Source organism: Mesorhizobium sp. M0761, from assembly GCF_040320205.1.
In the GTDB taxonomy this organism is placed as follows: domain Bacteria; phylum Pseudomonadota; class Alphaproteobacteria; order Rhizobiales; family Rhizobiaceae; genus Mesorhizobium.
Map to the genome: position 1 here is coordinate 34018 of NZ_JAMYPF010000019.1, position 21971 is coordinate 55988.

The following is a 21971-nucleotide window of genomic DNA, read 5'->3' on the forward strand; positions in this document are numbered from 1 at the left end:
CCGCGATGACAGCCAATCTCCCCCCTTGAGGGGGAGATGTCCGGCAGGACAGAGGGGGGTGCGAAGGATCGCGACCTCTCGGTCCAACCCTCGTCAAAACCTCACAACAACCCCGAATCGCGCGCGGTCGCTGTCGCCTCGCCGCGCGACACCGCATCCAGCTTGCCCAGCACCGCCGAGACATGGTGATCGACCGTCTTTGGCGAAATCGTCAATTGCTCGGCGATCCGCTTGTTGGAGAGGCCGCGTTCGATCAGCTGCAGCACCTGCATCTGGCGCAAGGTGAGGCCGGCGAGGTTGGCGCGCGTCGAGCGGCGCGGGCCGCGGGCGATGCCGCCAACGCCGTTCCTGCGCATGATATCGCGCAGGCGCTGGGCCGCCGGCCTTGCCCCCAGGCCGTCGAAAATATCCAATGCCAGACGCTGCCCCTCGTCATCGCCGAGGATGAGCGCCAGTCCGCGCTCGTATGGCGCATTCAATTCGGACCAGAGTGCCGAAGCCGAACGCCAGTCGCCGGTCAGGAGCAGCCGGTATGGTGTCGCCATCTCGGCGGTGTCGCCGGCCGGCATATCGGGAGAGAGCAATGTTCGCCACAGAGCCAGCTCCCCGACATGGGCACGCGAGCGCACCGGCGTTTCGGCGCGGGTGATCAGCGCCAGCGCCTCTTGCCTGTCGGCCAGGCCCAGCCATGCCTGCTCCGCCATCAGCGCTGCGTAAGAGCTCAGCATCTGCAGGTCGCCGCCGCTTCCGACCAGACGCGCCATTTCGGCGAACAGCGGCTCGGCCGAGGGATCGCCGCGCCTCAGGCGCAGTTTCGCCAGTGCCAGCAGCGCCGGAAACCGGCCCACGGTGGTTGTCCGCTCATTGTCGATGACATCGCTTGCCGTCGCGGCGGCCTCATCCCATTGGCCCTGACGCAGCTGCACATCGGCCAGCATGCCCCTGAGATAGTCGCGCCAGGTGCCGAGGTCGTTCTCGGTGCAATAGTGGATGCCGCTCTCGAGCACCGGACGTGCCGCGTCGTAGCTCATCTGGGTGATCTCGAAACAGGCGCGGTTGGTGAAGGCGCGCGCGGCATGCTCCTGGAAATTGCCCTGGAGCGCAATTTCAAGGCTTTGGTCGAGGCGCAGGCGTCCCGCATCCGGATTGAGCCACTGCTCGACGCAGCCGACATTGTTGAGGGCATGCGAGGCGATGTCGGGACGATTCATGCGCGCAGCCAGCGCCGCTGCCTTCTCGCCATAGAACAGCGTGTCTTCCACCCTCTCCGACAGCATCGCCAGATGTGAGAGGTTCGAATAGGCCATGGCGAGTTCGGGACCGGCGGGAGCCGCTTCCAGCATCGCCACAGCCTCGGCGCCGAAGGCGGCCGCCGCCTCGCGGTCATCGCCCATTTCGCTCAGCCGGGAGAGCCATCTCAGGCTGTCGCCCTCCTTCAGCCTGTTGCCGTCTGCCTGATGCAACCGGCGCGCCTGTCCCTGCGCTGCAAGCGCATCATCGATCTTGCCGATGAGATGGCACTCGAAGGCATGACTTTCGTAGAGCGCGGCGCGCTCGATCACCGGCAGGCTGTCGGCCTGCTGCAAGGCGATCTCGTAATAGCCGGCGGCATCGCGATGGGCGCCGACGCGCGACGCCTCGCGCGCGGCGATTGGCGCAAGTTCGCGCACCGCCGCCAGATTGTGCGCCTCGACCGCATGATGCACCAGGCGGCCTGTGGAGACGTCGCCATTTTCGAGCAGTGCCGCCAGCGCACGCTGGTTGAACTGCCGCCTGTGCGACGTCGTCAGCATCATTTCGATGGCGCGTCGCGCGATGTCGTGGCGGAAGGCGTAGCCGTCGCCCAGATCGTCAAGCAGGCCGTTGGCGACACACTCGGCCAACTGGCCGGCGCTGGCGACGCCGCACAGGCCTTGCAAGGCCCAGGCGTCGGCGCGGCGCGGAAACACCGACACCGCGTCGAGCATGGCCCGGGCGCCAACCGACAGCCGCTCGGCCCGCGCCAGCACCGCGTCGCGCACGCTTGCCGGCAGCGCCATTTCGTTTTCGGCGCACAACAATTCGGTGACGAAGAAGGCATTGCCTGCGGTCGCCCGGTAGATGGCGTCGCCATCGCGGCCGGCCGCATCGGCGAGCGACAGCACGGCCGCCTCGCTGAGCAGCGGCACGTCGATGCGCGCCACGCTGCCGGCCGGGATTTCGCCCAGGGCGCGGCGCACCCGCATCTGTCCTTCGCTGCGGTCGGTGCGGGCCGTCAGCAACAGCAGGATGTGGGTGTTGACGATACGCCGGCCGAGGAAGCGCACGAAATCGAGCGTGGCATCATCGGCCCAGTGCAGGTCTTCGATCACCAGCAGGCTCGGTCCCTTGGCCGCAAAGGCGTCGAGCGCATCGGAAAACAGCGGCAGTCTCTGCCCATGCCGGGCGTCGATTGCGCGCGGCAGCGCCCATTGCGCCTCACGGGCCAGATCGTAAAGCGGCCCCAGCGGATCGGGGATCGACAGATCCTCGCAAGCGCTGCGCAACATTGCCGCGCTCTGCCCGACACGGGCCGCGAACGCCTCGACAATCGCCGTCTTGCCGGCGCCGGCCTCCCCCGCCAGCACCGCGACTCGGCCATGGCCGCCTATTGCATCGCCAAGCAGTGTCTCGAGCTGCTGCAGCTGCGTCTGCCGTTCCAGAAGCATCATTGTCATCGTCTCACAGGATCGGAGTTTTCCCACCATGGCGGGCCGCTCACGATTAGCCCGTGAAGAAAGCGACGCAATGTGACTTTGCACACATTGCCGTGCCTCTTTCCACAAAGAACGACGCCAATATAGGGAATCGTCCCGTCCAATATGGGGAATCGTTCCGATGCGCGGGCCGGGCCGGCGTGGTCAACGTCCAGCCGCGCTCCGATCGAGCGTGAACCAATGGAAAAGGAAGTCTTCCATGCCTCGCTATCTGATTGAACGCACATTTCCGGACGGCCTCAACATTCCGATGACCGACATCGGCGCCACTGCGGTCGGCGGGGTCGTCATGCGCAATGCCGAAAAGGGCGTCACCTGGATCCAGTCCTTCGTCACGCCCGACAAGAAGCACAGCTTCTGCATCTACGACGCGCCGACGCCCGAAGCTATCCGCAGCACCGCTCAGAAAAACTCGCTGCCGGTCGACAAGATCACGGAGGTGCGGGTTCTTGACCCTTACTTTTACCTCTGATCCTGCGTTCGGTCGCCACGATGATGAGCATCAAACTGTCCTTCGCGGCCGTGGCGAACTGCCTGATGGCCTGCCGCTCGGTGGAATCGGGCCTGTCCTGGGAAAGACCGGCCGGCCAACCTCCGTGCTCGGCCGTCTATGGCGGTTCGCGTCGAAGCTGCCTGCGTATCTGTCTGAAAGGCGGCGCTTGCCCCCGGAAGGCGGCTATCTGAGGCGCGACATCGGGCTATCGGAGCGGGACGTCCCGCAGGAATATTGGCAATATTACTTTTGGGATCGTTGATTTTGCACGGTTTTTAATGGCTGCGGCCAAAGCCCGGCAACGGAAGCCGCATCGCATGAACCGGGACGGACAAACCAAATCCTAAACCAACGCCGCAGGCGTTTCGGCATCGGCCGCCGTCGCCTCAAGCGTCAACAAACGAACGGAAGACCATGACCAAAATGCTTTGGACGACACGCTTCGCGGCTTTCGCCGCCATCTCGATCGCGGCGGGTGCGGCCGCCCAGGCGCACGACGCCAACCCGTTGGCCGAAAAGGTGCGCGCAGCCAACAGCCGCTTCGAAAATGTGGCAGCCGCCACCGCCGAAGGCTATGCCCCCATCCCTTGCGCCAGCGGCATCACCGGCGGCGCCATGGGCATCCACTATGTCAACGGCGCCTATCTCAAGGACGATGCCGTCGATGTCGCCAAGCCCGAAGCGGTGATGTACGAGCCGACGGCCGACGGCAGCCTGAAGCTGATAGCGGTCGAATACATCACCTCGAAAGGCCCGGCCTCGCTCGAAGGCCAGCTGTTCAACTTCAACAGCGCCCCCAATCGCTACGGCCTCGGCCCGTTCTACGAACTGCACGTCTGGGCATGGAAACAGAACCCGACGGGCGCCTTCGCCGACATGAACCCGAACGTGTCGTGCGACGCCATGAAGGGGATGTAACGCCTCACATGTGACACCTCGGGCACCGGACATCCGGTGCCTGGCCATCCCCCTTGGCGGGGGAGGGGCGAGCGCAACGCCGACCGGCTCCCCAGTCTTCCCCGGCGTTCGCTCGCCCTTTTGTTTCCTCCGACTCGCCAAGCCCGAGACAGCGATGCCCGAGCCGACGACAACCCAGGGCTGGCGTATCCGTTTCTACGCCGCCTTCAGCCGCACCATTTCGGCCTCGAACTCGAACTTCAGCTGCGCGGCTTCTTCTTCCGGCAGCCAGAGCACCATCTGGGGCACGATCTTGCGGTAGAGCCGGACACTGTCCTGATCCAGGGCAGCGTTTCCACGCTTCGCGCCTCGGCGATAAGCCTATGCAATCGCGCGCGTACCCGGCCAGGATCGCCATGATAATAAACAGTCAGCGCAACAGCTCGGACTGTTCTTCGGCGCCAAAAAGATCGAGTTGATTTCTTGCCATGTCCACGGATGTAACGGGTCGATTCTGGGCCGAACTCTGCCTCATCCCGTTTTCATGAAGCGACCACCCGTAACCGGCGTATCCCCTGTTCCTGACGCAGCCTGTCAGTTGACAGCTTCGCGCCGGCTGCCAGCCGGGCTTTGTTATTGCCCACTCCCCACCTGGGGGGAGATGGTCGGTAGGCCAGAGGAGGGCACTGTCCGGCCCAGCGTATCAATATTTCCTAAGCTGCCTTGAGCCGTTCCCATTCCTGGTCAAACTGGAAGCAGTACTGCGCTGCCTCCTCGTCAGACAGCAGCCCGGCCATCTGTGGAAAGATTGTCCGGTAGAGGCTCTGCTTGGACCAATCCCAAGGCATCGACTTTGCCGCCCTCGCTTCGGCAAGAATGCGCTCTAGTCGCCGCCGCACTTTATCCGGATCGGGCTGCCACACGGGCTGCGTGAGTTCGGTCCCGAACAGGTCGCCCTGCGAGTCGACATTACCGAATAGGTCAGGTTCGCTTTGCTTTGTCATGGCGCCTCGAATCACCCCGATCATGACAAAGCTTGGTGGACGATGCGAGTGGCGTCGCCAGCTTATCCCCGGTTGGGAAAAGCCTGTGCATAAGCAGTATCAATGCGCGCTATCTGCTCATTCGTGAAGGCCAACGCGTCGGCGATACGCCCGACTTGGTTGATTTCGTCGAGTGATAGCATTCGCTCTTTGCGCGATTTCAGATATTTGTCGATCACTTGATAGCCGCCAATATGGAAATTCCACACCGCCTCCGGCACAGGCGCAAAACTCTGTGTTTTATTAATTGAAATGCGCTCATCTTCCGCCGACCAACGCACATGCTCAACCTCGTTAGCCCCTTTGCCGTGATAGTTTGCTAGGCTCCGCCGAGGCAGATCATGAAGCAGATGTGCCTGCACCAAGGCCCACCCAAGCAGAGACAGCACCTCGAAATCTTTTGCCTTCTCGGCAAAAGGAATGCGTGGGAAATCAATGCGAAGAAACGCAGCATAATGCGACCGGTAAGCTGGCGCGTGCAGAACCGCATAGATGTAGCCGAGAATTTCTTCCGGCGAATAGTGGTGGTCGTACCCCCTGTCGAGGAAAGCGCGGAAATCGGGGGAGAGGTTCTCTGACTTGGTTCCAGTTACATCATACAGCCATAGCGGAAACGCGTAGTTCGCCTCGCTTGAGGCATCCGAGACGGTGCAATCATTCGCGGGCGTTTCGACGACGAGCGAGTGTCGCCAGCTGCCGGTTCCAATTTGACGAGAAACCAGCAATTGAAGATTTTGCTGCCAAGCCACATGGTCGAGCAGTTCCCTTCGGGGATAGTCCATGAACTCTGGACCAAAATAACATGGTCGGTCATCAAAGGGTCGAAAGGCGCAATCGATGATGGGACGTTCCGGATTTTCCGCTTTCTGTAATGATTCGCGTGCGTTTTTGAGCTGCCAGTCCCGGTTGTCTTTGAGGAAATACAGATCCCTGAGAACCTGATCTGATTTGCTTGTGTCGCACATATCTCGGACGCGAGACAGCATCTCTTGGCGATCAAACGCCACGGCGAAATGGTCCCTATGAGTTTGAAATCCTAGCACATTCGCAGAGAAGATTTGCCTTTTATCGGATGCAGCGCTCAGGCTATCCGCGATCTGCCACCATTGCCCGTATTCTTCCCATCCAGTCCAGTCGACCGCTGAGAGCATGAAGTAGGGAGAGAACGGTTTAGGTCGCGACCATTCGATCGTGGAGATCTCTGCCTCGGCACACTCCTGATATTTGGACAGCCGGCTTCCCCAGATGTCCGTATGCCATACCCCTTGCTGTCCAACCATGAGTGATTGGTGATAATTCCGACGACCCCTTCTTCGACCTCGTCCATTTTCAACTGAGCAAACCGAATGAATTTGACATAGTCGTCATTCAGCCATTTCGGATTCTTTTCCCCCAGCGGCTTTTTCACATCACTAAAGACCGGATTTCCGTCGTGTGCAAACGGAGACGGACGCGGACGACCGAAGGTGTATTTATAGCCGTCAATAGCAGTTGTGATCCACTTTCCCTTATTCTTTGAATGGCCTGCATAAGGCGGGTTGCCAAGGATCACGAGGATCGGCTTCTCCTTAACGGTCTGCGCTTCCCTCACCTCGTTCGACAGCTCCGGTAAGAAGGCGCTTTTTTGCGGCTCAACAGGCTCCAACGTGTTGGTTAAGAACACCTGTAGCCGTTCATTTTCTGTCAGCGGATGGCCTTTGTCCTTGAGATACTGCGAAAGCTTCAAATGGGCGATCGTATAGGGCGCGATTAGGTACTCAAATCCGTAGAGATTCTTGAGCATGTGCTCGCGCACCACAGCATCCGCCTTGCCTGTCTCCGGCCCGCCTATGTTGTCGAAGATGCGTTGCATCACTTCGAGCAGGAAAGTGCCCGTTCCTGCCGCAAAATCTAACACCGTCACCTTCTTGTGGTCGGCAAGTCCGTCGGCGATTTGAAACTGATTTTTTAGGATGTCGTCTACAGCCCGCACAATGAAGTTAACCACCGGTGGTGGCGTATAGTAAACGCCACGTGCCTTGCGTGTCTCCTTGTCATAGGCTCTCAGAAAGTCTTCATAGAAATAGATGAACGGATCGCGCTCGAAGAGCCGGTGCTCTTCTTCGTCCCCGGCACGGATCTTGCGACTGATCGCCTTGCGCTGGCGGAACGACAGGTCTTCGCGAATGTTAGCTATGGCGAGGCCGTTGACGATCGATAGAATCTCGTCGACCACCCATTTCGCCTCATCATATTCGGTCTCCTGCATCTCCTCCAAGAATCGGACTAGTTCGCGGATCAGTCGAAAAGATCCGGGAATGAAGCGGCGCACGTTGTCGAGCCGGATGATTTCGTCGTCGCTCGCGTTCAACTTTGCGAGAAAGAGACCGTAAGCAAGCATCTGCGCGAACGCGTCGGCGAACTCGGTAACTGTTAGCTCATGGAAGACCTGCTCGCGAAAAACGTCGTAGAGTCCATGTAGTCTCCCTTCTTTGTGCACTTTTGTCTGTCGAACCAGTTCCTCTGTCAGGTAGTCGCGAAGCAGCTTCGATCGGGTCGCTAGAGCGACCGCCAGTTGCTGTGCCCTTTGCAAACCCTGCGGGGGAGAGGAGAAGAATGCCGCGAGCAGCTTTGACACCGCTTCGGCCTTGTCCGGGTTAACTTGGATCGTGCGGCTTTCGATGTCGTTAGGAAAGGCCAGCGACTGGCGGTCTAGTATCTTGCCGGCACCGTCAATGCGGATGAAATGGAAATAGTCGGTGACGACGATATTGTCCGATAGCTTGCGATACTTGACGATTTGGTCGGACTTCAAAATCTTGTCCAGGTTTGCGCCAATCTCTTTCACCTCGACATATCCAAGGATCATGCCTTGCCGCTTCACTTTGAAATCTGGTGAGCCCTTGTCGGCGTCTCGTTTCGGCTCGTGTTGCACTTCAATGCCGGGCGCCATCGCGTCCACAGCGAATGTATTAAGAAAGTTTTCAAGCGCGGCTCGCCCGGTATGTTCCGTTCCGCCATCGCGGTAGTTGGCCGCCAGCGCCTTCAAATACCTATCGAAACGAATGTCCATGCGCTCCCCCTATTCTAGCAATGAACCCGTAACTGATGTTCTAAGCAAGCGTCGACAAGAAATCGTTGGCCTTTCGTCCGCTCCGGCGGACCGCCTCTCCGCCCACCCTTTCTTAATGTGTCTCCGCTACATCGAAACCTTGAAAAGAGGCGGAAAACGGAGAGACATCGGGGTGCGCTTTTCCGCGGCGACGACGGCCGGGCGGTTCTTGCCGCAGCGCTTGGCGCTGCGCATGGGGCCTCTGCTTGGCCGCATCGATGCGGTGCTGTTCACCGCCGACGAGCGCGGCGAAGCCGGTCGCATGTCGCTGATCGCCTTTGCCATCCGCATCGTCAGCGCCGTCATCGCCTTCATCAGCCAGGTGCTGATGGCGCGCTGGATGGGCTCGTTCGAATACGGCATCTTCGTCCTCGTCTGGGTGACGATGGTCATCGTCGGCAACCTTGCTTGCCTCGGCTTCCACACCTCGGTCATCCGCTTCATCCCCGAATACCGCGAACGCAACATGATGGCCGAGCTGCGCGGCATCGTGGTCGCCAGCCGCCTGTTCGTGCTGATTGCCTCGACCGCGATCGCCGGACTTGGCGCACTGGGCGTCTGGCTGTGCGCGAACTGGATCGAGAGCTACTATGTGATGCCCTTCATCCTCGGCCTGTTCTGCCTGCCGATGATCGCCATGGGCGACCTGCTGCAAGGCCAGTCACGCGCCAATTCCTGGGCGTTGTTTGCGCTGTCGCCGACCTATCTGGTGCGGCCGGTGCTGATCCTGGCGCTGATGGCGCTGATGCTGGCGCTGGGCTATGCGCCCGACGCCAGGACAGCGATCTTCGCCTCGATCGCCGCCACCTACGCCACCACGCTCGGCCAGCTCATCGGCGTGACCACGCGCATGGGCAGGAATATCCCGCCCGGGCCGATGAAGGTGCATTTCGGCGAGTGGTTCATCGTCTCGCTGCCGATCTTCCTGGTCGAGAGCTTCTTCTTCCTGCTCACCAACGCCGACGTGCTGATGGTCGGCGCCTATCTCCAGCCCAATGACGTCGCCGTCTATTTCGCCACCGTCAAGACGCTGGCGCTGGTGCATTTCGTCTATTTCTCCGTCAAGGCCGGCGTTGCCCAGCGCTATGCGCAGTTCACCCATGGCGAACCGGAAAAGCTCGCCGCCTTCGCCCGCGAGACGGTGTCATGGACGTTCTGGCCGTCGCTGCTGATGGCGCTGCTGGTGCTGGCGCTCGGCGAACCGATGCTGGTGCTGTTCGGCCCCGAATTCACCGCCGGCTATCCGCTGCTGTTCCTGCTGGTGTTCGGCGTCGTGGCGCGCGCCGCCGTCGGCCCGTGCGAAAGCCTGTTGACGATGAGCGGCAACCAGAACATCTGCGCCGCCGTCTATGCCATGACGCTGGCCTTCAACATCGGCCTCAACGTGGTGCTGATCCCGCTCTTTGGCCTGTGGGGGGCGGCGATCGCCACCAGCCTCGCCATGGTCTTCGAGGCCAGCGCCCTGTCCTTCACCGTCTGGCGCAAGCTCGGCATCGTCATGCTGATCTTCGTGCCCGCTGCCGAGGGAGCCGCCTGATGGCCGCCATCCCGCTGATCGAGGAAACCAGCGGCGGTCCGGCCGGCGCCATGGTGTCCGGCCTTGCCGGCCTGGCGCGCGACGCCGATCCGGCGCATCTTGAGATCCTCGCCAACAACCGGCCGCTGCGCAAGCTGGCGATCTATCCGGCTTCGGCCGGCTTCGAACTGGTCGAGGAACTCGACTATCTGTGCACCCGCACGATCGAGCCCAACGTTTTCTTCAACCCGCGCTTTCTGGCGCCGGCCATGCCCCGGCTGGAAGATCGCGAGGTCAAGCTGGCGGTGATCCGCGACGGCGACGAATACCGCAACCGGCTGCGCCTGCTGGTGCCGTTCTCGGTCGAAAGGCCGGCCGTGCCGCTCGGCGTTCCGGTGATGCGCACCTGGTCGAGCCCGTTCGGCCCGATCGGCACACCGCTGGTCGACCACGACGACCCGATCGGCGTCGTCGAGGATTTCTTCGGCATGCTGTCGCGGCCGCATCTCAAGCTGCCGAAGGTCTTCGTGCTGCCCGACATGCGCCTCGACGGCCCGTTGGCCAGCGTGCTGGCCACCGTTGCCGAGACGCGCGGCCTGACAATGGTCACCACCGGCAAGGCGGACCGGCCGGTGCTCGAAAGTACGCTCGACGGCGAGGCGTATCTGAAGGCATCGCTGCGCGCGCACCACTACCGCGAATTCCGCCGCCTGAAGCGGCGCCTGGGGGATCTCGGCAGGCTGGAACATATCGTGGCGCGGGGACCGGACGAAATCCGCCACGCCATCGAAAGCTTCCTGACGCTGGAAGCCGCCGGCTGGAAGGGCCGCGAGCGCACCGCCATGGCCATCGACCGCTACCGCGCCGCCTTTGCCCGCGAGGCCGTGCACCGGCTGGCCGAGCACGACATGTGCCGCATCCATTCGCTGACGCTGGACGGCCGCACAATCGCCTGCCTGGTCGTCTTCGTCGAGGCCGGCGTCGCCTACACCTGGAAGACCGCCTATGACGAGACGCTGGCGACCTATTCGCCGGGCACGCTGCTGATGATCGAGGTGACCAGGCAGCATCTCGACGACCCCAACATCATGATGACCGATTCCTGCGCCGTGCCCGACCACCCGGTGATGAGCCGGCTGTGGAGCGAGCGCAAGCCGATGGGCTCGCTGGTGATCGGGCTGACGCCGGATGCCGACCGCCTCGCCCGCCAGGCCGCCTCGCAGCTGCATCTCTACCGCGAGACCCGCAACATGGCCCGCCTGCTGCGCAACCGCGTGAAGAGTTTGCTGGGACGGCGATAGCCACTGGATCAACGGCAAGACACCAGCTATGGCTCCGGCGGCAATTTCGGCCGGCCTTCACGACAAGCCATCCTGATGATCAGAACCTTTTTGCGTCACGCCGGTCCCCGTGCGGCCTTTTTGCTGCTTGCGCTGCTGCCTGTCCGCGCCTGGGCCGATAGCTGTCCCGAGGATTGCAGCGAGCCCGCGCCGTCCATCAACATCTACAGCCACACCGCCGCCAGCCATCTCAGCCCGGCCACGCTGGGTGCACTGCCGCGCGTCTATGTGCCGAACCGCTCCTCCAACAGCGTCACGGTGATCGACACCATGACACTCAAGGAAGTCGACAGGTTCCCGGTCGGCAGCAAACCGCAGCACGTCGTGCCGTCCTGGGACCTGAAGACGCTCTGGGTCGCCAACAATGGCACCGGCAAGAACGGCAGCCTGACGCCGATCGACCCGATGACCGGCAAGCCCGGCCCGCAGATCGCCGTGGACGATCCCTATAATTTGTATTTCATGCCGGGCGCGGCCATCGTCGTCGACGAAGCCTTGGAGCGGCTCGATTTCCGCGATCCTCACACCATGGCGCTAATGTCGAGCCTGCCGACGCCCACTTGCCCCGGCATCAACCACGCCGAATTCTCGGTCGACGGGGCCTACGCGATCTTCACCTGCGAATACGGCAATGGCGGATTGGCCAAGATCGACCTGAAGAACCAGAAGGTGCTTGGCCATCTCGACTTCTCGAAAATGGGCATGCCGCAGGACATCCGCCTCTCGCCCGACGGCAAGGTTTTTTACGTCGCCGACATGATGAATGACGGCGTGTTCCTCGTCGATGGCGACAGTTTCAAGGAGATCGGCTTCATCCCGACCGGCATCGGCGCCCATGGCTTCGTCGTCAGCCGCGACGGCAAGCGGCTCTATGTCTCGAACCGGGGCTCGCACAAGATGGAGCAGGGCAAGGCAAAGGGACCGGGCAGCGTGAGCGTGATCGACTTCGCCACCCGCGCGGTCGTAGCACTTTGGCCGATCCCTGGCGGCGGCAGCCCCGACATGGGCAATGTCAGCGCCGACGGCAAACAACTATGGCTGTCCGGCCGCTTCGACAGTGCCGCCTACATGATCGACACGACAACAGGCGCCGTGACCAAGTTTCGGGTTGGCTCAGAGCCGCACGGCCTGACGGTGTGGCCGCAACCGGGACGGTATTCCCAAGGCCATACGGGAAATATGCGCTAAGTCCGCGTTCGAGGCGCGCTCGAACGCAAGAGGTCGCAAAGGGCGACCGCTCGTCGGCCCGGAACGAGCAGGGGCTTTCCTTGGACACCGCGAAGCTGTAGCTCCACACACTGGTTTCGGATACCGCCAGAAGATGAACCTCCGCCGCATCGTCCTCATCGTCGCGCTTCTCAATCTTGCCTATTTCGGGATCGAGTTCGCTGTGCTCGCACTTGGCTGGTCTGCGCGCTCCCGTGCGCGGGTGGGGATGGCATTGGCGCTCATCCTTCTCATGCCGGGTCTGGCAACGCTCTGGACGGCTTGGGAAAAGTTCAACGTGCCGGTGCCGCCGCAGCCTATCGCCTTGACCTTGGCGGGACTTGGCGCTCTCGCCGTCAACCTGTCCTGTGCCTACATGCTGGCCGCGCACCGGCATCGTGGCGGCAGCCTCACAAAGGCGGCCTTCCTGTCGGCCCGCAACGACGCCTTGGCCAACATCGCCATTATTGCCGCAGGGTTGGTCACGGCCTTGCTCTGGCATTCCGCGTGGCCCGATTTGGCGGTGGGATTGGGGATCGCGGTCATGAACGCCGGCGCGGCCCGCGAAGTGTGGGAAGCTGCCCGTGAAGAACACCGTGCGGCGGCCTGAGAGCACGTAGAGCGGGGCTACCGGCCGCCGCTGATTGGCGCTATCGCTGTCATCCTCAGCAGCCGCGGTTGGCTCTGTGTTCGAGGCACTGTTCGAACCCCGGAGGGTTCGCAAGGGCGACCGCCCGTCGGCCGGTCAGGCCGCCCCATCGGAGCCCGTGAGCGAAGCGAACTGGCGTGAGATAAAAAATGGTGCCCCTAGCCGGAATCGAACCAGCACTCCTTGCGGAACTCGATTTTGAGTCGAGCGCGTCTACCAATTCCGCCATAGGGGCTCAGGCCCAAAGGCCTGGATGGGCGCGGACTATACGGTTGGAGGCCTGTTCGTCAACTGGCCAAATGCGCCGCCGTGCCCTGCTTGCGGCAAAAGCCCGCCTTTCTGTTTCATGACGCTCCTGCCATTGTGCGGCGCGGAAAATCTTTCTAGACAGACGCGCATCAAAGCGCGTTGCGTCTGGGCAACCTGCATCCAGGAGAGCCGATGCTTCGCGGACTTTACGACTGGACCTTGTCGCTGGCGGCCCGCAAATCCGCCGAATGGTGGCTGGCCTTCATCGCCTTCGTCGAAAGCTCGGTGTTTTTCATACCTGCCGACGTCTTGTACCTGCCCATGGCGTTGGCGCGGCCCGAACGCGCCTATCGCTACGCGCTGACCGCCACCGTTGCGTCCGTGCTGGGCGGCATTGCCGGCTGGCTGATCGGCTACTATGCCTACGACACGATAGCACGGCCGATGCTGGAGCACTTTGGCGGCCTTGACGCGTTCGAGAGGTGGCAGTCGGCCGGCACCGGGCTGATGCTGGTGCTGCTCGTCACATCGGGTGCCGCCCACCTGCCGCCGATCAAGGTGGTCACCATTCTGGCAGGCGCCCTCCACGTCAATCTTGTCGTCTTCATCGTCTCCGCCATCCTGGCGCGTGGCGCTCGTTTCCTGCTCCTTGCCTGGCTGCTGCGCCGCTATGGCGAGGAGATCAAGGAATTCATCGAGAAGCGTTTGGGATTGATCGTCGGCGTCGGCGCCGCCGCCCTGATTTTGCTCTATATCGTCGTCAAATACGCCTTCTGACCGCCCAAGGCGGGCGGTGGGTCAGGACTATGCCGGCGGACGGCGAATTCAACGGACGAAACATGACAGCCACGATGACAGCCGATACCGGACGCCAGCGGACGCGCACCGCTTTGTTTCTCGCCGTCGCCATGGCCGCCACGGTCGGCTCCGCGCTCGCCTTCCAGCACATAGGCGGCTACATCCCCTGCCATCTGTGCCTGGAGCAGCGCACGCCCTATTATATCGGCGCCCCGCTGATGCTGCTGGCGGTGATTGCCTCGATGCTTAGCGCGCCCGCATGGCTGACGCGCGGCCTGCTTGCCGTCGGCGGCCTGCTGATGCTCTATGGCCTCTATCTCGGCGTCTATCATTCGGGCGTCGAATGGGCCTGGTGGCAGGGCCCGGCCGATTGCACGGCCGGCGCCGGCCCGGTCGACACCGGCGGCAAGGGCGTGCTCGACGCGCTCGACAAATTCGTGCCGCCATCCTGCGACAAGGCAGCCCTTCGTATCCTCGGCCTGTCGCTGGCCGGCTGGAACGCCATCGCCAGCTTCATCCTCGCCGCCATCGCCTTCCGCGGCGCGCTGGCGCGCGACTAATCAAGTGCGAGGTCGCGCCATGCGGCCAGTCTCTAAATGTTGGCACCGCCCCTCATTGCCCTGCCGGGCATTTCTCCCCGTGTAGTGACGGGGAGAAAGACGCAGTCATCGATGGTTTCGCCAATCCCGAACGCTGAAAAAAGGGCGCCAGATTTGCAGCCAATTCCCTTCTCCCCGTCACAATACGGGGAGAAGGTGGCGGCAGCCGGATGAGGGGCAGCACCTGACATCGGCGATTGCCCTGGCAAGGCCGATCGGGCCAATCCCTACGGCTCCAACTCCACATCCCAGTAGAGATAATCCATCCAGCTTTCATGCAGATGGTTGGGCGGGAACAGCCGGCCATTGTTGTGCAGGTCGTGCACGGTCGGCTGGTAGGGCTTCTGCAGCGGCCACATCTTGGCGTGCGCCGGCATCATGCCACCCTTCCTCAGATTGCAGGGTGAACAGGCGGCCACGACATTCTCCCACGTCGTCGCCCCGCCGCGATGGCGCGGGATGACGTGGTCGAAGGTCAGATCCTCGGGCGTGCCGCAATACTGGCACTGGAAGCGGTCGCGCAGGAACACGTTGAAGCGGGTGAATGCCGGGTGCCTCGACGGCTTCACATAGGCCTTCAGGCTGACGACGCTGGGCAGCTTCATCGAAAAGGTCGGCGAAGACACCGCATGCTCGTATTCGGCGACGATGTTGACCCGGTCGAGGAACACCGCCTTGATGGCGTCCTGCCAGGACCAGAGCGACAAGGGGTAATAGCTGAGCGGACGGTAATCCGCATTCAGCACCAGCGCAGGAAGCCCATCCGGAGATACGGCAACCGTCACTTGTTGACCTCCTCGTTCTAGAACCGATCGGCGCGGATACTGTAAGCCCGACATGACAGGGATGTGAAGCGGATTGTCATCAGCCAAAAGCGGCAAAAATGCAGGATTTTCATGCTTTTTTACGGTTTCAGGCCGGAGGTGCTGCGTCCCGGCCCCTGGTTTCGCGATAATAGGACCAGAAAAGCCGCGATGCGACACCTCGCCACGGGCTCCATGATTCGGCCAGGGCGATCAGCGTTTTCTCCGGCGGACGCGGCTCGATGCCGAGCGCGTGGCCAACCGCGCTCTGCAGCGCGACGTCGCGCGCGGGGAAAATATCGGGGTGGCCGGCGGCAAACAGGAGATAGACTTCCGCCGTCCACGGGCCGATGCCCGGCACCGCGATCATAGCCGCGATCGCCTCTTCGGCGTCGAGCGAACAGAGGTGATGCAGGTCGAGCCCCTCAACCACGGCCTGCGCAACCGCGATCAGACCGCGCTGCTTCGGCCGCGACAGCCCAGACTCACGAAACATGTCCTCGCCGGCGGCAAGGATCGCCTGCGGCGTTAGCGGATCGACCAGTTTCACCAGCCGGCCGAAAATGGCATCGGCGCTCGCACGGGATACTTGTTGCGAAACGATAATGGAGGCCAGGCTTCGAAAGCCGGGCTCCGACAGCCGCAGCGGCACCTCGCCGGCCATGCCGCGCACCTTTTCCAGGCGCGGATCGATTGCGCAAAGCGCATCCAGCCCGCGCGCAATATCGTCCAGTGTCGCGATGCGTTGCATGTTTTCTTGTTCCTGAACCGACCTCACGGTAGCAATTGGCAAAACCGCTGCACAACCCGATTGCCGCTTGTGAGATGACGCTCCTGACATTCCGCTTCGCGCCGAGCCCGAATGGCGAACTGCATCTCGGCCATGCCTATTCGGCACTGCTCAACCAGCAACTGGCGCGTGCGGCCGGCGGCCGCCTGCTGCTGCGCATCGAGGACATCGACACGATCCGCTGCACGCCTGAATTCGAGGCCGGCATCTTTCGCGACCTCGAATGGTTAGGTCTCGAATGGGAACAGCCGGTGCGGCGCCAGGCCGAGCATTTCTCCGACTATCAGGCCGTGCTCGACCGGCTGGTCCGCGAAGAACTCGTCTACCCTGCCTTTATGAGCCGTGGCGAGATCAGGGCCTTCATCGCCGACAGCGAAAAGCGCGGCCGCGGCTGGCCGCGCGACCCGGACGGCGTGCCGCTTTATCCCGCCGCCGACAAGGCGCTGCCGGTCAGCGAACGCAACCGCCGCATCGCCGAAAATGCGCCCTTCGCCTGGCGCCTCGACATTGATGCAGCGCTGGCGCGCGTCGGCACGGATTTGTCCTGGCGCGAATTCACCAACGAGACGCTTTCGGCGACGCAGCGTGTCGAGGCGCGTCCGCAGGACTGGGGCGACGTCATTCTGGCGCGCCGCGACATCCCGACCAGCTATCACCTGGCCGTCGTCGTCGACGACGCTCTGCAAGGCGTCAGCCATGTCGTGCGTGGCCGCGACCTCTATTCCGCGACCGGCATCCAGCGCCTGCTGCAGGAATTGCTCGGCCTCGGCCAGCCGCAGTATTTCCACCACCGTCTCATACTCGGTCCGGATGGGCGCAAACTGTCGAAGAGTTTTGCTGATACCGGCCTTGCCGCGCTGAGGCAGGCAGGCATGTCGCCGGACGAAGTCAGGCGGCTGGCCGGGCTATGACTAAAGCCGGGCCAGCCCCGCCTTGAGCAGCGCCAACGCGCCGATAAACGCGAAGGCGCCGCCCAGTCCCCAGGCAACCGCGAGCTTCAGATCTCTCAGGACGATGCCATGTTCGTTCGCGGCCATGACCGCGGCGAAAAAGCCGAGCGTGAACAGCAGCGTGTTGCCGGTCGACCCAAAACCGTCCTCCTGCATGATGGCGTCGAGCGCTGAGCCGAAGAAGAAGCCGAACACGGCCACACTGGCCACCGTCATCAACAGCCAGCTTGTATCGAGATGCAACAGCATGCGCGCTCCCTGTCGAAGCCAAAACGCCATGTCGCCGGATCGATCGACAGAAGTCGATTGCCCTGACGCCGCCCTTTGAATTCGGCCACCTCCTACATCAGGATGAGCTTATGTACCAATTGTTTCACTTTGCTTGCCGGATTGAACCGCATTAGAGCAATTGCCGTATTTGTCTCTTCACCGAATCGGACCTCTCCACCGGAAACGGCTTCCCCGAAATGCACAGTCTCAAGCGGTTCATCCCCGCCTCGTTTGTCGTCCTGTGGGCGACAGGTTTCATCGGCGCGCGCTACGCCATGCCCTGGGCGGAGCCCTTCACCTTTCTGGCAGCCCGCTTTGTCATCGCCGCCTTGCTGCTTGCCGGGCTGATGCTCGTGCTTGGCTCGAAGCGAGCCACAAGGGCAGAAGCGCTTCACGCCACGGTCGCCGGCATCCTCATGCATGGCATCTATCTCGGCGCCGTGTTCTGGGCGATCCACAGGGGCATGCCCGCCGGGCTTTCGGCGCTGATCGTCGGCCTGCAACCGCTGATCACCGCCGTGCTTGCCGGCCGGTTCCTCGGCGAGGACATCCTGCCGCGCCACTGGGCCGGCCTTGCCGTCGGCCTTGTGGGAGTGATCATCGTGCTGTGGCCGAAGCTCGGCGCTCTCGGCGGCGGCGTTACGCCCGAAACCCTGACGGCGTCGCTGGTCTCGGTGCTGGGCATGAGCGCCGGGACCATCTGGCAGAAGCGCTATGCCTCGGGTGGCGACCTGGTGGCGGCGACGATGTGGCAATATATCGGCGGCGGCTCGCTGATGATCCTGGCTTCGCTGGCACTGGAGACCCACACGGTGATCATCAACGGCGAACTGATCTTCGCCATGGCCTGGCTGGTCCTGGTGCTGTCGATCGGCGCCATCTTCCTGCTGATGGTGATGATCCGCGACGGCGAGATGTCGAAGGTCGCGTCGCTGTTCTACCTGGTGCCGGCCGTCACCGCTGTCATCGCCTGGGCGCTGTTCGGCGAACAGCTCAGCCTCGTGCAGATCGTCGGCATGGCAATCGCGACGCTCGGCGTCGGGCTGGCCACGGCTCGGCCAGCCAAAACCTAGCTGCCGACCCGTGCGCGCGCTTCGAGAAAGCGGCTGATCGCCGCATTGAGTTCGCCGCCGAGGATGAAGATCGCCGACAGCATATAGAGGAAAACCACGGCGATCATGATCGAGGCGAGGCCGGCATAGGTCGTCACATAGGACGAGAAATGGTCGAGGTAGGTCGCGAACATCGTCGAGCCGACAAGCCACGCAGCCAGAGTGAAGATGATGCCAGGCACCAGCGAGACAAAGCGGCGCTTGCCCGCCGGCAGCCAGTAGTGGACGGCAAACAAGCCACCAATGATGACGGTTGAGGCGATGACGTAGCGCCACAGCGTGATCGTGCCCGTATAGGGTTTGATCCACTCGAAATGAGCTTCCGCCAGCCGCGCCAGCAAAGGCGCAAAGACCAGGAGCACGCTGATCGCCAGGAAACCGGCCGTCGCGATCAGCACGAAGAAAATGCTCTGCACCCGGCGGTAGATGATGCCGCGCGTTTCGGCGACGCGGTAGGCGCGGTTGAGCGAGGTGCGCAGCGCCTCGATGCCGTTGGAGGCGAAATAGGCCGCCAGCAGCACGCCGTAGGTCAAAAGATCGGTGCGCCGCACGGTCAGCACGTTGAGCACCTCGCGCGCGATAGGCTTGGCGATCTGTTCGGGCCAGGTGTCGAAGACCAGGTGCACGGCAGTATCGGCGAACGCCTGCGCACCGAGGAAGCTCGCCAGCGTGGTGGCGAAGATCAGGAACGGGAACAGCGCCATGAGCGAAGTGATCGCCAGATGGCTGGCCATGGCCCAGCCGTCATCGGTGTTGAAATGGCCAAGCGCGTCATAGAGCACGCGGCGCAGCACGACGATATTCCGCATCAAGAGCCGCGTTCCCTTCGATTGTCTCGACGCCGCGAATATGGGAAGGGATTGTGGCAAATGGCAACCCTTGCTCAAACCACGATGCCGCCTGCCAAAGAGTTGCGCACCATCATCGTCACCGGCGCCTCGTCCGGGATAGGCGCCCACTGCGCCCGTGCACTGAAGGCGGATGGCTGGCGCGTGTTTGCAACGGCGCGCAAGCCGGATGACATAGCCGCACTTGAAGCCGACGGCATCGAGGCCTTTTATCTCGACTACCGTGAGCCGGATTCCATCGCAGCACTTGCGGCATCGGTGCTGGAGCGGACAGGCGGACGCCTCGACGCCCTGTTCAACAACGGCGCCCATGCACAGCCCGGCGCCGTGGAAGACCTGCCGGTTGCGGCATTGCGCGAGCAGTTCGAGGCCAATTTCTTCGGCTGGCACGACCTCACCCGACGCATCGTACCGGTAATGCGTCGCCAGGGACATGGCCGCCTCGTTCATTGTTCCTCGATCCTTGGGCTAGCGCCGGTGCCTTTTCGCGGCGCCTACTCAGCCTCCAAGCACGCGCTCGAAGGCCTGATGCTGTGCATGCAGCAGGAACTCAGGGGCAGCGGCATCCATGTCTCGCTGATCGAACCGGGGCCGGTGACCTCGAAAATCGCCAGCAACGGGCTGTTCTGGTTCCTGAAAAACATCGACCACGAGAATTCCGTCCACCACGTCGCCTATGCCACGCAGCTGGCGCGGCTTCGGGCCGGCGGCAGCTCATCACGGCTGAAAAAGGGGCCGGAGGTGGTCTATGCGGCCTTGCGCCATGCACTTCTGTCGCGGCGCCCGCGCCCGCACTATGTGGTAACAGTGCCGGCCAGGATTGGCGTGATGCTCAAGCGCATCCTGCCGGCATCGATGCTCTACCGCGTTCTGGCCGGACGCGCCTGATCGCAACAGAACTGGGAACAGATCATGGCAACCGTCATCAAAGTCCTCCTCGTCCTCGTCATGGTCGCCGTGGTGATCGTGCTTGTCCGCGGCCTCATCAACATGATGCGCGGCGGCTCCGGTGTGAGCTCGAACAAGCTGATGCAGGCACGCGTGCTGCTGCAGGCGCTGGCGTTGGCACTGATCCTGCTGGTGGTGTATTTCACCCGCAAGTGACGGCCGTTCGGGAGGCGACGTGGTCAAGCTCAACAAGATCTACACCCGCACCGGCGATGACGGCACCACTGGCCTCGGCACCGGTGAACGCAGGCTGAAATCCGACCTGCGCGTCGATGCCTACGGCACCGTCGATGAAGCCAATGCCTGCATCGGCATCGCCCGCCTGCACACAGCGGCAAGTTATCCCGCCATCGACGCCATGCTGTCCCGCATCCAGAACGATTTGTTCGACCTCGGCGCCGATCTCGCCGTGCCCGACGACGGCAAGCCGCTGGGCTACGAGCCGCTGCGCATCATCGCCTCGCAGACCGACCGCGTCGAAAAGGATATCGACCTTCTCAACAAGGATCTGCAGCCGCTCAAATCCTTCGTGCTCAATGGCGGCACGCCGGCGGCGGCAGCACTTCATCTTGCCCGCACCGTGGCGCGACGGGCCGAGCGGATCATGGTGGCGCTGGCGCAGGACCCGGCCGAACATGTCAATCGCGAGGGGCTGAAATACATAAACCGCGTCTCCGACTTTCTGTTCGTCGCCGCCCGTGCGGTCAATGACAACGGAAATGCCGACGTGTTATGGGTGCCCGGCAAGAACCGCTGAATTTTCTCGAAGGCGGGAAAGGGCTTGGGGCATGTTCATCCCGCTTTACGACTCCAACAGGTTGCGCCACATCCGGCTGCAATATGTGACGATCGGCCTGATCGCGGCCAACGCGTTGGTCTTTCTCATCACCACGATCGGCGGCGAAAATTTCAACAATGCCGCCGTGCTCGGCCTCGGCTTTATTCCTTCCGTTGTCCACGATACGGCAGAACTCTCGCCCCAATTCGTCGTCATTCCGGAGAGCCTGAGTTACCTCACCTATGCCTTCCTGCATGCCGATATCTTTCATCTCGGCGGCAACATGCTGTTCCTGTGGGTGTTCGGCGATAATGTCGAGGACGCACTCGGCCACATCCGCTACCTCATCTTCTACCTGCTTTGCGCCATCGCCGGCGCCTTCTTCCAGGGGCTCGTCGCCTGGAGTTCGGAGGTTCCGCTGATCGGCGCCTCCGGCGCCATTGCCGGCGTCGTCGCCGCCTATCTGGTCCTCTACCCCCGGGTGAAAGTGTGGGTGCTGGTCTTTGCCCGGATTCCGCTGCGTATCCCGGCCTTCATCCCGCTGATCCTGTGGATCGGCTTCCAGGTGGTGATGTTTGCCGCCGGCGGCGAAAACCAGATATCCTGGGCCTGCCATATTGGCGGCATCATTGCCGGTGGCGTGCTGGTGCTCATTATGCGCAGCCGCGGCGTGCCGCTGCTCGCCGGTGGCGACGGCGAGCCGCAACCCGCCGATCAGCCAGCCGCTTCTACTGGGCCGGCGCCAGCCGGTCCCGCTCCCGTGCAACCTGAGACGCGTTGGGGCCGGGGTGGCGCTTCCGGTCACAAGTGAACCGATTTGGGTGGTTTGGCCGCTGCCGTGGCATATTGACGTGTT

General features: G+C 62.5%; 22 protein-coding genes and 1 tRNA gene. 14 read left to right on the forward strand and 9 right to left on the reverse strand.

The features are described 5' to 3' along the window. Positions 1–101: 101 nt before the first annotated feature. Positions 102–2690, reverse strand: coding sequence for a helix-turn-helix transcriptional regulator (locus tag NKI32_RS25100; protein ID WP_353004099.1), 2589 nt, complete (start codon positions 2688–2690; stop codon positions 102–104). 244 nt (positions 2691–2934) lie between these two features. Between NKI32_RS25100 and NKI32_RS25105 the strand changes: the two genes are divergently transcribed. Continuing rightward, positions 2935–3207 carry a DUF4242 domain-containing protein gene (locus tag NKI32_RS25105; RefSeq protein ID WP_023685308.1) on the forward strand — a complete coding sequence of 91 codons (273 nt, stop codon included), beginning with the start codon at positions 2935–2937 and terminating at the stop codon, positions 3205–3207. A gap of 435 nt (positions 3208–3642) precedes the next feature. Then, positions 3643–4146 (forward strand): hypothetical protein, encoded by a 504-nt coding sequence (locus NKI32_RS25110; protein ID WP_023686685.1) that lies wholly within the window; start codon positions 3643–3645, stop codon positions 4144–4146. Between the two features lie 692 nt (positions 4147–4838). Here NKI32_RS25110 and NKI32_RS25115 read toward each other — a convergent pair. From NKI32_RS25115 to NKI32_RS25125, 3 genes are all read right to left on the reverse strand, one after another. Then, positions 4839–5129, reverse strand: a complete 291-nt coding sequence (locus NKI32_RS25115) for a hypothetical protein (protein WP_156932561.1) — start codon at positions 5127–5129, stop codon at positions 4839–4841. A 62-nt stretch (positions 5130–5191) separates the two neighbouring features. Continuing rightward, positions 5192–6319: a type ISP restriction/modification enzyme gene (locus NKI32_RS25120; protein WP_353004101.1), complete on the reverse strand. Its 1128-nt coding sequence runs from the start codon at positions 6317–6319 to the stop codon at positions 5192–5194. Beyond that, on the reverse strand, positions 6250–8220 hold the full coding sequence (locus NKI32_RS25125) for an N-6 DNA methylase (protein WP_353004103.1): 1971 nt from the start codon (positions 8218–8220) through the stop codon (positions 6250–6252). The genes NKI32_RS25120 and NKI32_RS25125 overlap by 70 nt, the downstream gene beginning before the upstream one ends. A 172-nt stretch (positions 8221–8392) precedes the next feature. On the opposite strand from NKI32_RS25125, the gene NKI32_RS25130 reads away from it, so the two are divergent. The 4 genes from NKI32_RS25130 (at position 8393) to NKI32_RS25145 (ending at position 12931) form a co-directional block, all read left to right on the forward strand. Continuing rightward, positions 8393–9796 carry a lipopolysaccharide biosynthesis protein gene (locus NKI32_RS25130; protein WP_023714963.1) on the forward strand — a complete coding sequence of 468 codons (1404 nt, stop codon included), beginning with the start codon at positions 8393–8395 and terminating at the stop codon, positions 9794–9796. Next, the gene (locus tag NKI32_RS25135; RefSeq protein WP_023673759.1) at positions 9796–11076 is read left to right on the forward strand and encodes a GNAT family N-acetyltransferase; all 1281 of its coding nucleotides are present in this window, start codon (positions 9796–9798) and stop codon (positions 11074–11076) included. Before NKI32_RS25130 ends, NKI32_RS25135 begins: the two co-directional genes overlap by 1 nt. 75 nt (positions 11077–11151) lie before the next feature. Further along, a complete protein-coding gene (locus NKI32_RS25140) occupies positions 11152–12303 on the forward strand; it encodes a YncE family protein (protein WP_023815698.1) in 1152 nt (383 codons plus the stop codon). 133 nt (positions 12304–12436) lie between these two features. After that, a complete protein-coding gene (locus tag NKI32_RS25145) occupies positions 12437–12931 on the forward strand; it encodes a cation efflux transmembrane domain-containing protein (protein ID WP_353004106.1) in 495 nt (164 codons plus the stop codon). Between the two features lie 189 nt (positions 12932–13120). Here the strand turns inward: NKI32_RS25145 and NKI32_RS25150 are convergent. Next, positions 13121–13205 (reverse strand) — tRNA-Leu (locus NKI32_RS25150). Between the two features lie 206 nt (positions 13206–13411). Here NKI32_RS25150 and NKI32_RS25155 point away from each other — a divergent pair. Both NKI32_RS25155 and NKI32_RS25160 read left to right on the forward strand, forming a co-directional pair. Next, entirely contained in the window at positions 13412–13996 is a 585-nt protein-coding gene (locus NKI32_RS25155; protein ID WP_353004108.1) for a YqaA family protein, read from the forward strand. Between the two features lie 62 nt (positions 13997–14058). After that, positions 14059–14577: a disulfide bond formation protein B gene (locus NKI32_RS25160; RefSeq protein ID WP_023731053.1), complete on the forward strand. Its 519-nt coding sequence runs from the start codon at positions 14059–14061 to the stop codon at positions 14575–14577. Between the two features lie 266 nt (positions 14578–14843). Here NKI32_RS25160 and NKI32_RS25165 read toward each other — a convergent pair whose 3' ends face one another. Continuing rightward, on the reverse strand, positions 14844–15401 hold the full coding sequence (locus NKI32_RS25165) for an HNH endonuclease (protein WP_008874122.1): 558 nt from the start codon (positions 15399–15401) through the stop codon (positions 14844–14846). A gap of 127 nt (positions 15402–15528) precedes the next feature. Then, a complete protein-coding gene (locus NKI32_RS25170) occupies positions 15529–16170 on the reverse strand; it encodes a DNA-3-methyladenine glycosylase family protein (RefSeq protein ID WP_352533934.1) in 642 nt (213 codons plus the stop codon). A 74-nt stretch (positions 16171–16244) separates the two neighbouring features. Between NKI32_RS25170 and gluQRS the strand changes: the two genes are divergently transcribed. After that, positions 16245–17120 carry a tRNA glutamyl-Q(34) synthetase GluQRS gene (gluQRS, locus tag NKI32_RS25175; RefSeq protein WP_352533932.1) on the forward strand — a complete coding sequence of 292 codons (876 nt, stop codon included), beginning with the start codon at positions 16245–16247 and terminating at the stop codon, positions 17118–17120. Here gluQRS and NKI32_RS25180 read toward each other — a convergent pair whose 3' ends face one another. Further along, on the reverse strand, positions 17121–17408 hold the full coding sequence (locus NKI32_RS25180) for a hypothetical protein (protein ID WP_023671677.1): 288 nt from the start codon (positions 17406–17408) through the stop codon (positions 17121–17123). It lies immediately after the preceding gene. A gap of 218 nt (positions 17409–17626) precedes the next feature. On the opposite strand from NKI32_RS25180, the gene NKI32_RS25185 reads away from it, so the two are divergent. Continuing rightward, a complete protein-coding gene (locus tag NKI32_RS25185) occupies positions 17627–18502 on the forward strand; it encodes a DMT family transporter (RefSeq protein WP_031195766.1) in 876 nt (291 codons plus the stop codon). Here NKI32_RS25185 and NKI32_RS25190 read toward each other — a convergent pair. Next, positions 18499–19350, reverse strand: coding sequence for a YihY/virulence factor BrkB family protein (locus NKI32_RS25190; protein WP_023671675.1), 852 nt, complete (start codon positions 19348–19350; stop codon positions 18499–18501). The genes NKI32_RS25185 and NKI32_RS25190 overlap by 4 nt on opposite strands. Positions 19351–19410: 60 nt before the next feature. Here NKI32_RS25190 and NKI32_RS25195 point away from each other — a divergent pair, with 60 nt between their 5' ends. Genes NKI32_RS25195 through NKI32_RS25210 form a run of 4 tightly spaced genes read left to right on the forward strand, consistent with a single transcriptional unit; the run spans position 19411 to position 21926 of the window. Continuing rightward, entirely contained in the window at positions 19411–20277 is an 867-nt protein-coding gene (locus NKI32_RS25195; protein WP_352498154.1) for an SDR family oxidoreductase, read from the forward strand. A gap of 24 nt (positions 20278–20301) precedes the next feature. Further along, positions 20302–20493, forward strand: a complete 192-nt coding sequence (locus NKI32_RS25200) for a twin transmembrane helix small protein (RefSeq protein ID WP_023671673.1) — start codon at positions 20302–20304, stop codon at positions 20491–20493. A 19-nt stretch (positions 20494–20512) separates the two neighbouring features. Then, positions 20513–21094 carry a cob(I)yrinic acid a,c-diamide adenosyltransferase gene (locus tag NKI32_RS25205; protein ID WP_023671672.1) on the forward strand — a complete coding sequence of 194 codons (582 nt, stop codon included), beginning with the start codon at positions 20513–20515 and terminating at the stop codon, positions 21092–21094. A gap of 31 nt (positions 21095–21125) precedes the next feature. Further along, entirely contained in the window at positions 21126–21926 is an 801-nt protein-coding gene (locus NKI32_RS25210; RefSeq protein ID WP_352459754.1) for a rhomboid family intramembrane serine protease, read from the forward strand. The last annotated feature ends 45 nt before the right edge of the window (positions 21927–21971 follow it).

Excerpts from the sequence above, each read along its gene's own strand:
- NKI32_RS25100 (WP_353004099.1), bottom strand. The coding sequence starts at position 2,690 with ATGATGCTTCTGGAACGGCAGACGCAGCTGCAGCAGCTCGAGACACTG.
- NKI32_RS25105 (WP_023685308.1), top strand. The coding sequence starts at position 2,935 with ATGCCTCGCTATCTGATTGAACGCACATTTCCGGACGGCCTCAACATT.
- NKI32_RS25110 (WP_023686685.1), top strand. The coding sequence starts at position 3,643 with ATGACCAAAATGCTTTGGACGACACGCTTCGCGGCTTTCGCCGCCATC.
- NKI32_RS25115 (WP_156932561.1), bottom strand. The coding sequence starts at position 5,129 with ATGACAAAGCAAAGCGAACCTGACCTATTCGGTAATGTCGACTCGCAG.
- NKI32_RS25120 (WP_353004101.1), bottom strand. The coding sequence starts at position 6,319 with ATGCTCTCAGCGGTCGACTGGACTGGATGGGAAGAATACGGGCAATGG.
- NKI32_RS25125 (WP_353004103.1), bottom strand. The coding sequence starts at position 8,220 with ATGGACATTCGTTTCGATAGGTATTTGAAGGCGCTGGCGGCCAACTAC.
- NKI32_RS25135 (WP_023673759.1), top strand. The coding sequence starts at position 9,796 with ATGGCCGCCATCCCGCTGATCGAGGAAACCAGCGGCGGTCCGGCCGGC.
- NKI32_RS25140 (WP_023815698.1), top strand. The coding sequence starts at position 11,152 with ATGATCAGAACCTTTTTGCGTCACGCCGGTCCCCGTGCGGCCTTTTTG.
- NKI32_RS25145 (WP_353004106.1), top strand. The coding sequence starts at position 12,437 with ATGAACCTCCGCCGCATCGTCCTCATCGTCGCGCTTCTCAATCTTGCC.
- NKI32_RS25155 (WP_353004108.1), top strand. The coding sequence starts at position 13,412 with ATGCTTCGCGGACTTTACGACTGGACCTTGTCGCTGGCGGCCCGCAAA.
- NKI32_RS25160 (WP_023731053.1), top strand. The coding sequence starts at position 14,059 with ATGACAGCCACGATGACAGCCGATACCGGACGCCAGCGGACGCGCACC.
- NKI32_RS25170 (WP_352533934.1), bottom strand. The coding sequence starts at position 16,170 with ATGCAACGCATCGCGACACTGGACGATATTGCGCGCGGGCTGGATGCG.
- gluQRS (WP_352533932.1), top strand. The coding sequence starts at position 16,245 with ATGACGCTCCTGACATTCCGCTTCGCGCCGAGCCCGAATGGCGAACTG.
- NKI32_RS25180 (WP_023671677.1), bottom strand. The coding sequence starts at position 17,408 with ATGCTGTTGCATCTCGATACAAGCTGGCTGTTGATGACGGTGGCCAGT.
- NKI32_RS25185 (WP_031195766.1), top strand. The coding sequence starts at position 17,627 with ATGCACAGTCTCAAGCGGTTCATCCCCGCCTCGTTTGTCGTCCTGTGG.
- NKI32_RS25190 (WP_023671675.1), bottom strand. The coding sequence starts at position 19,350 with ATGCGGAATATCGTCGTGCTGCGCCGCGTGCTCTATGACGCGCTTGGC.
- NKI32_RS25195 (WP_352498154.1), top strand. The coding sequence starts at position 19,411 with ATGGCAACCCTTGCTCAAACCACGATGCCGCCTGCCAAAGAGTTGCGC.
- NKI32_RS25200 (WP_023671673.1), top strand. The coding sequence starts at position 20,302 with ATGGCAACCGTCATCAAAGTCCTCCTCGTCCTCGTCATGGTCGCCGTG.
- NKI32_RS25210 (WP_352459754.1), top strand. The coding sequence starts at position 21,126 with ATGTTCATCCCGCTTTACGACTCCAACAGGTTGCGCCACATCCGGCTG.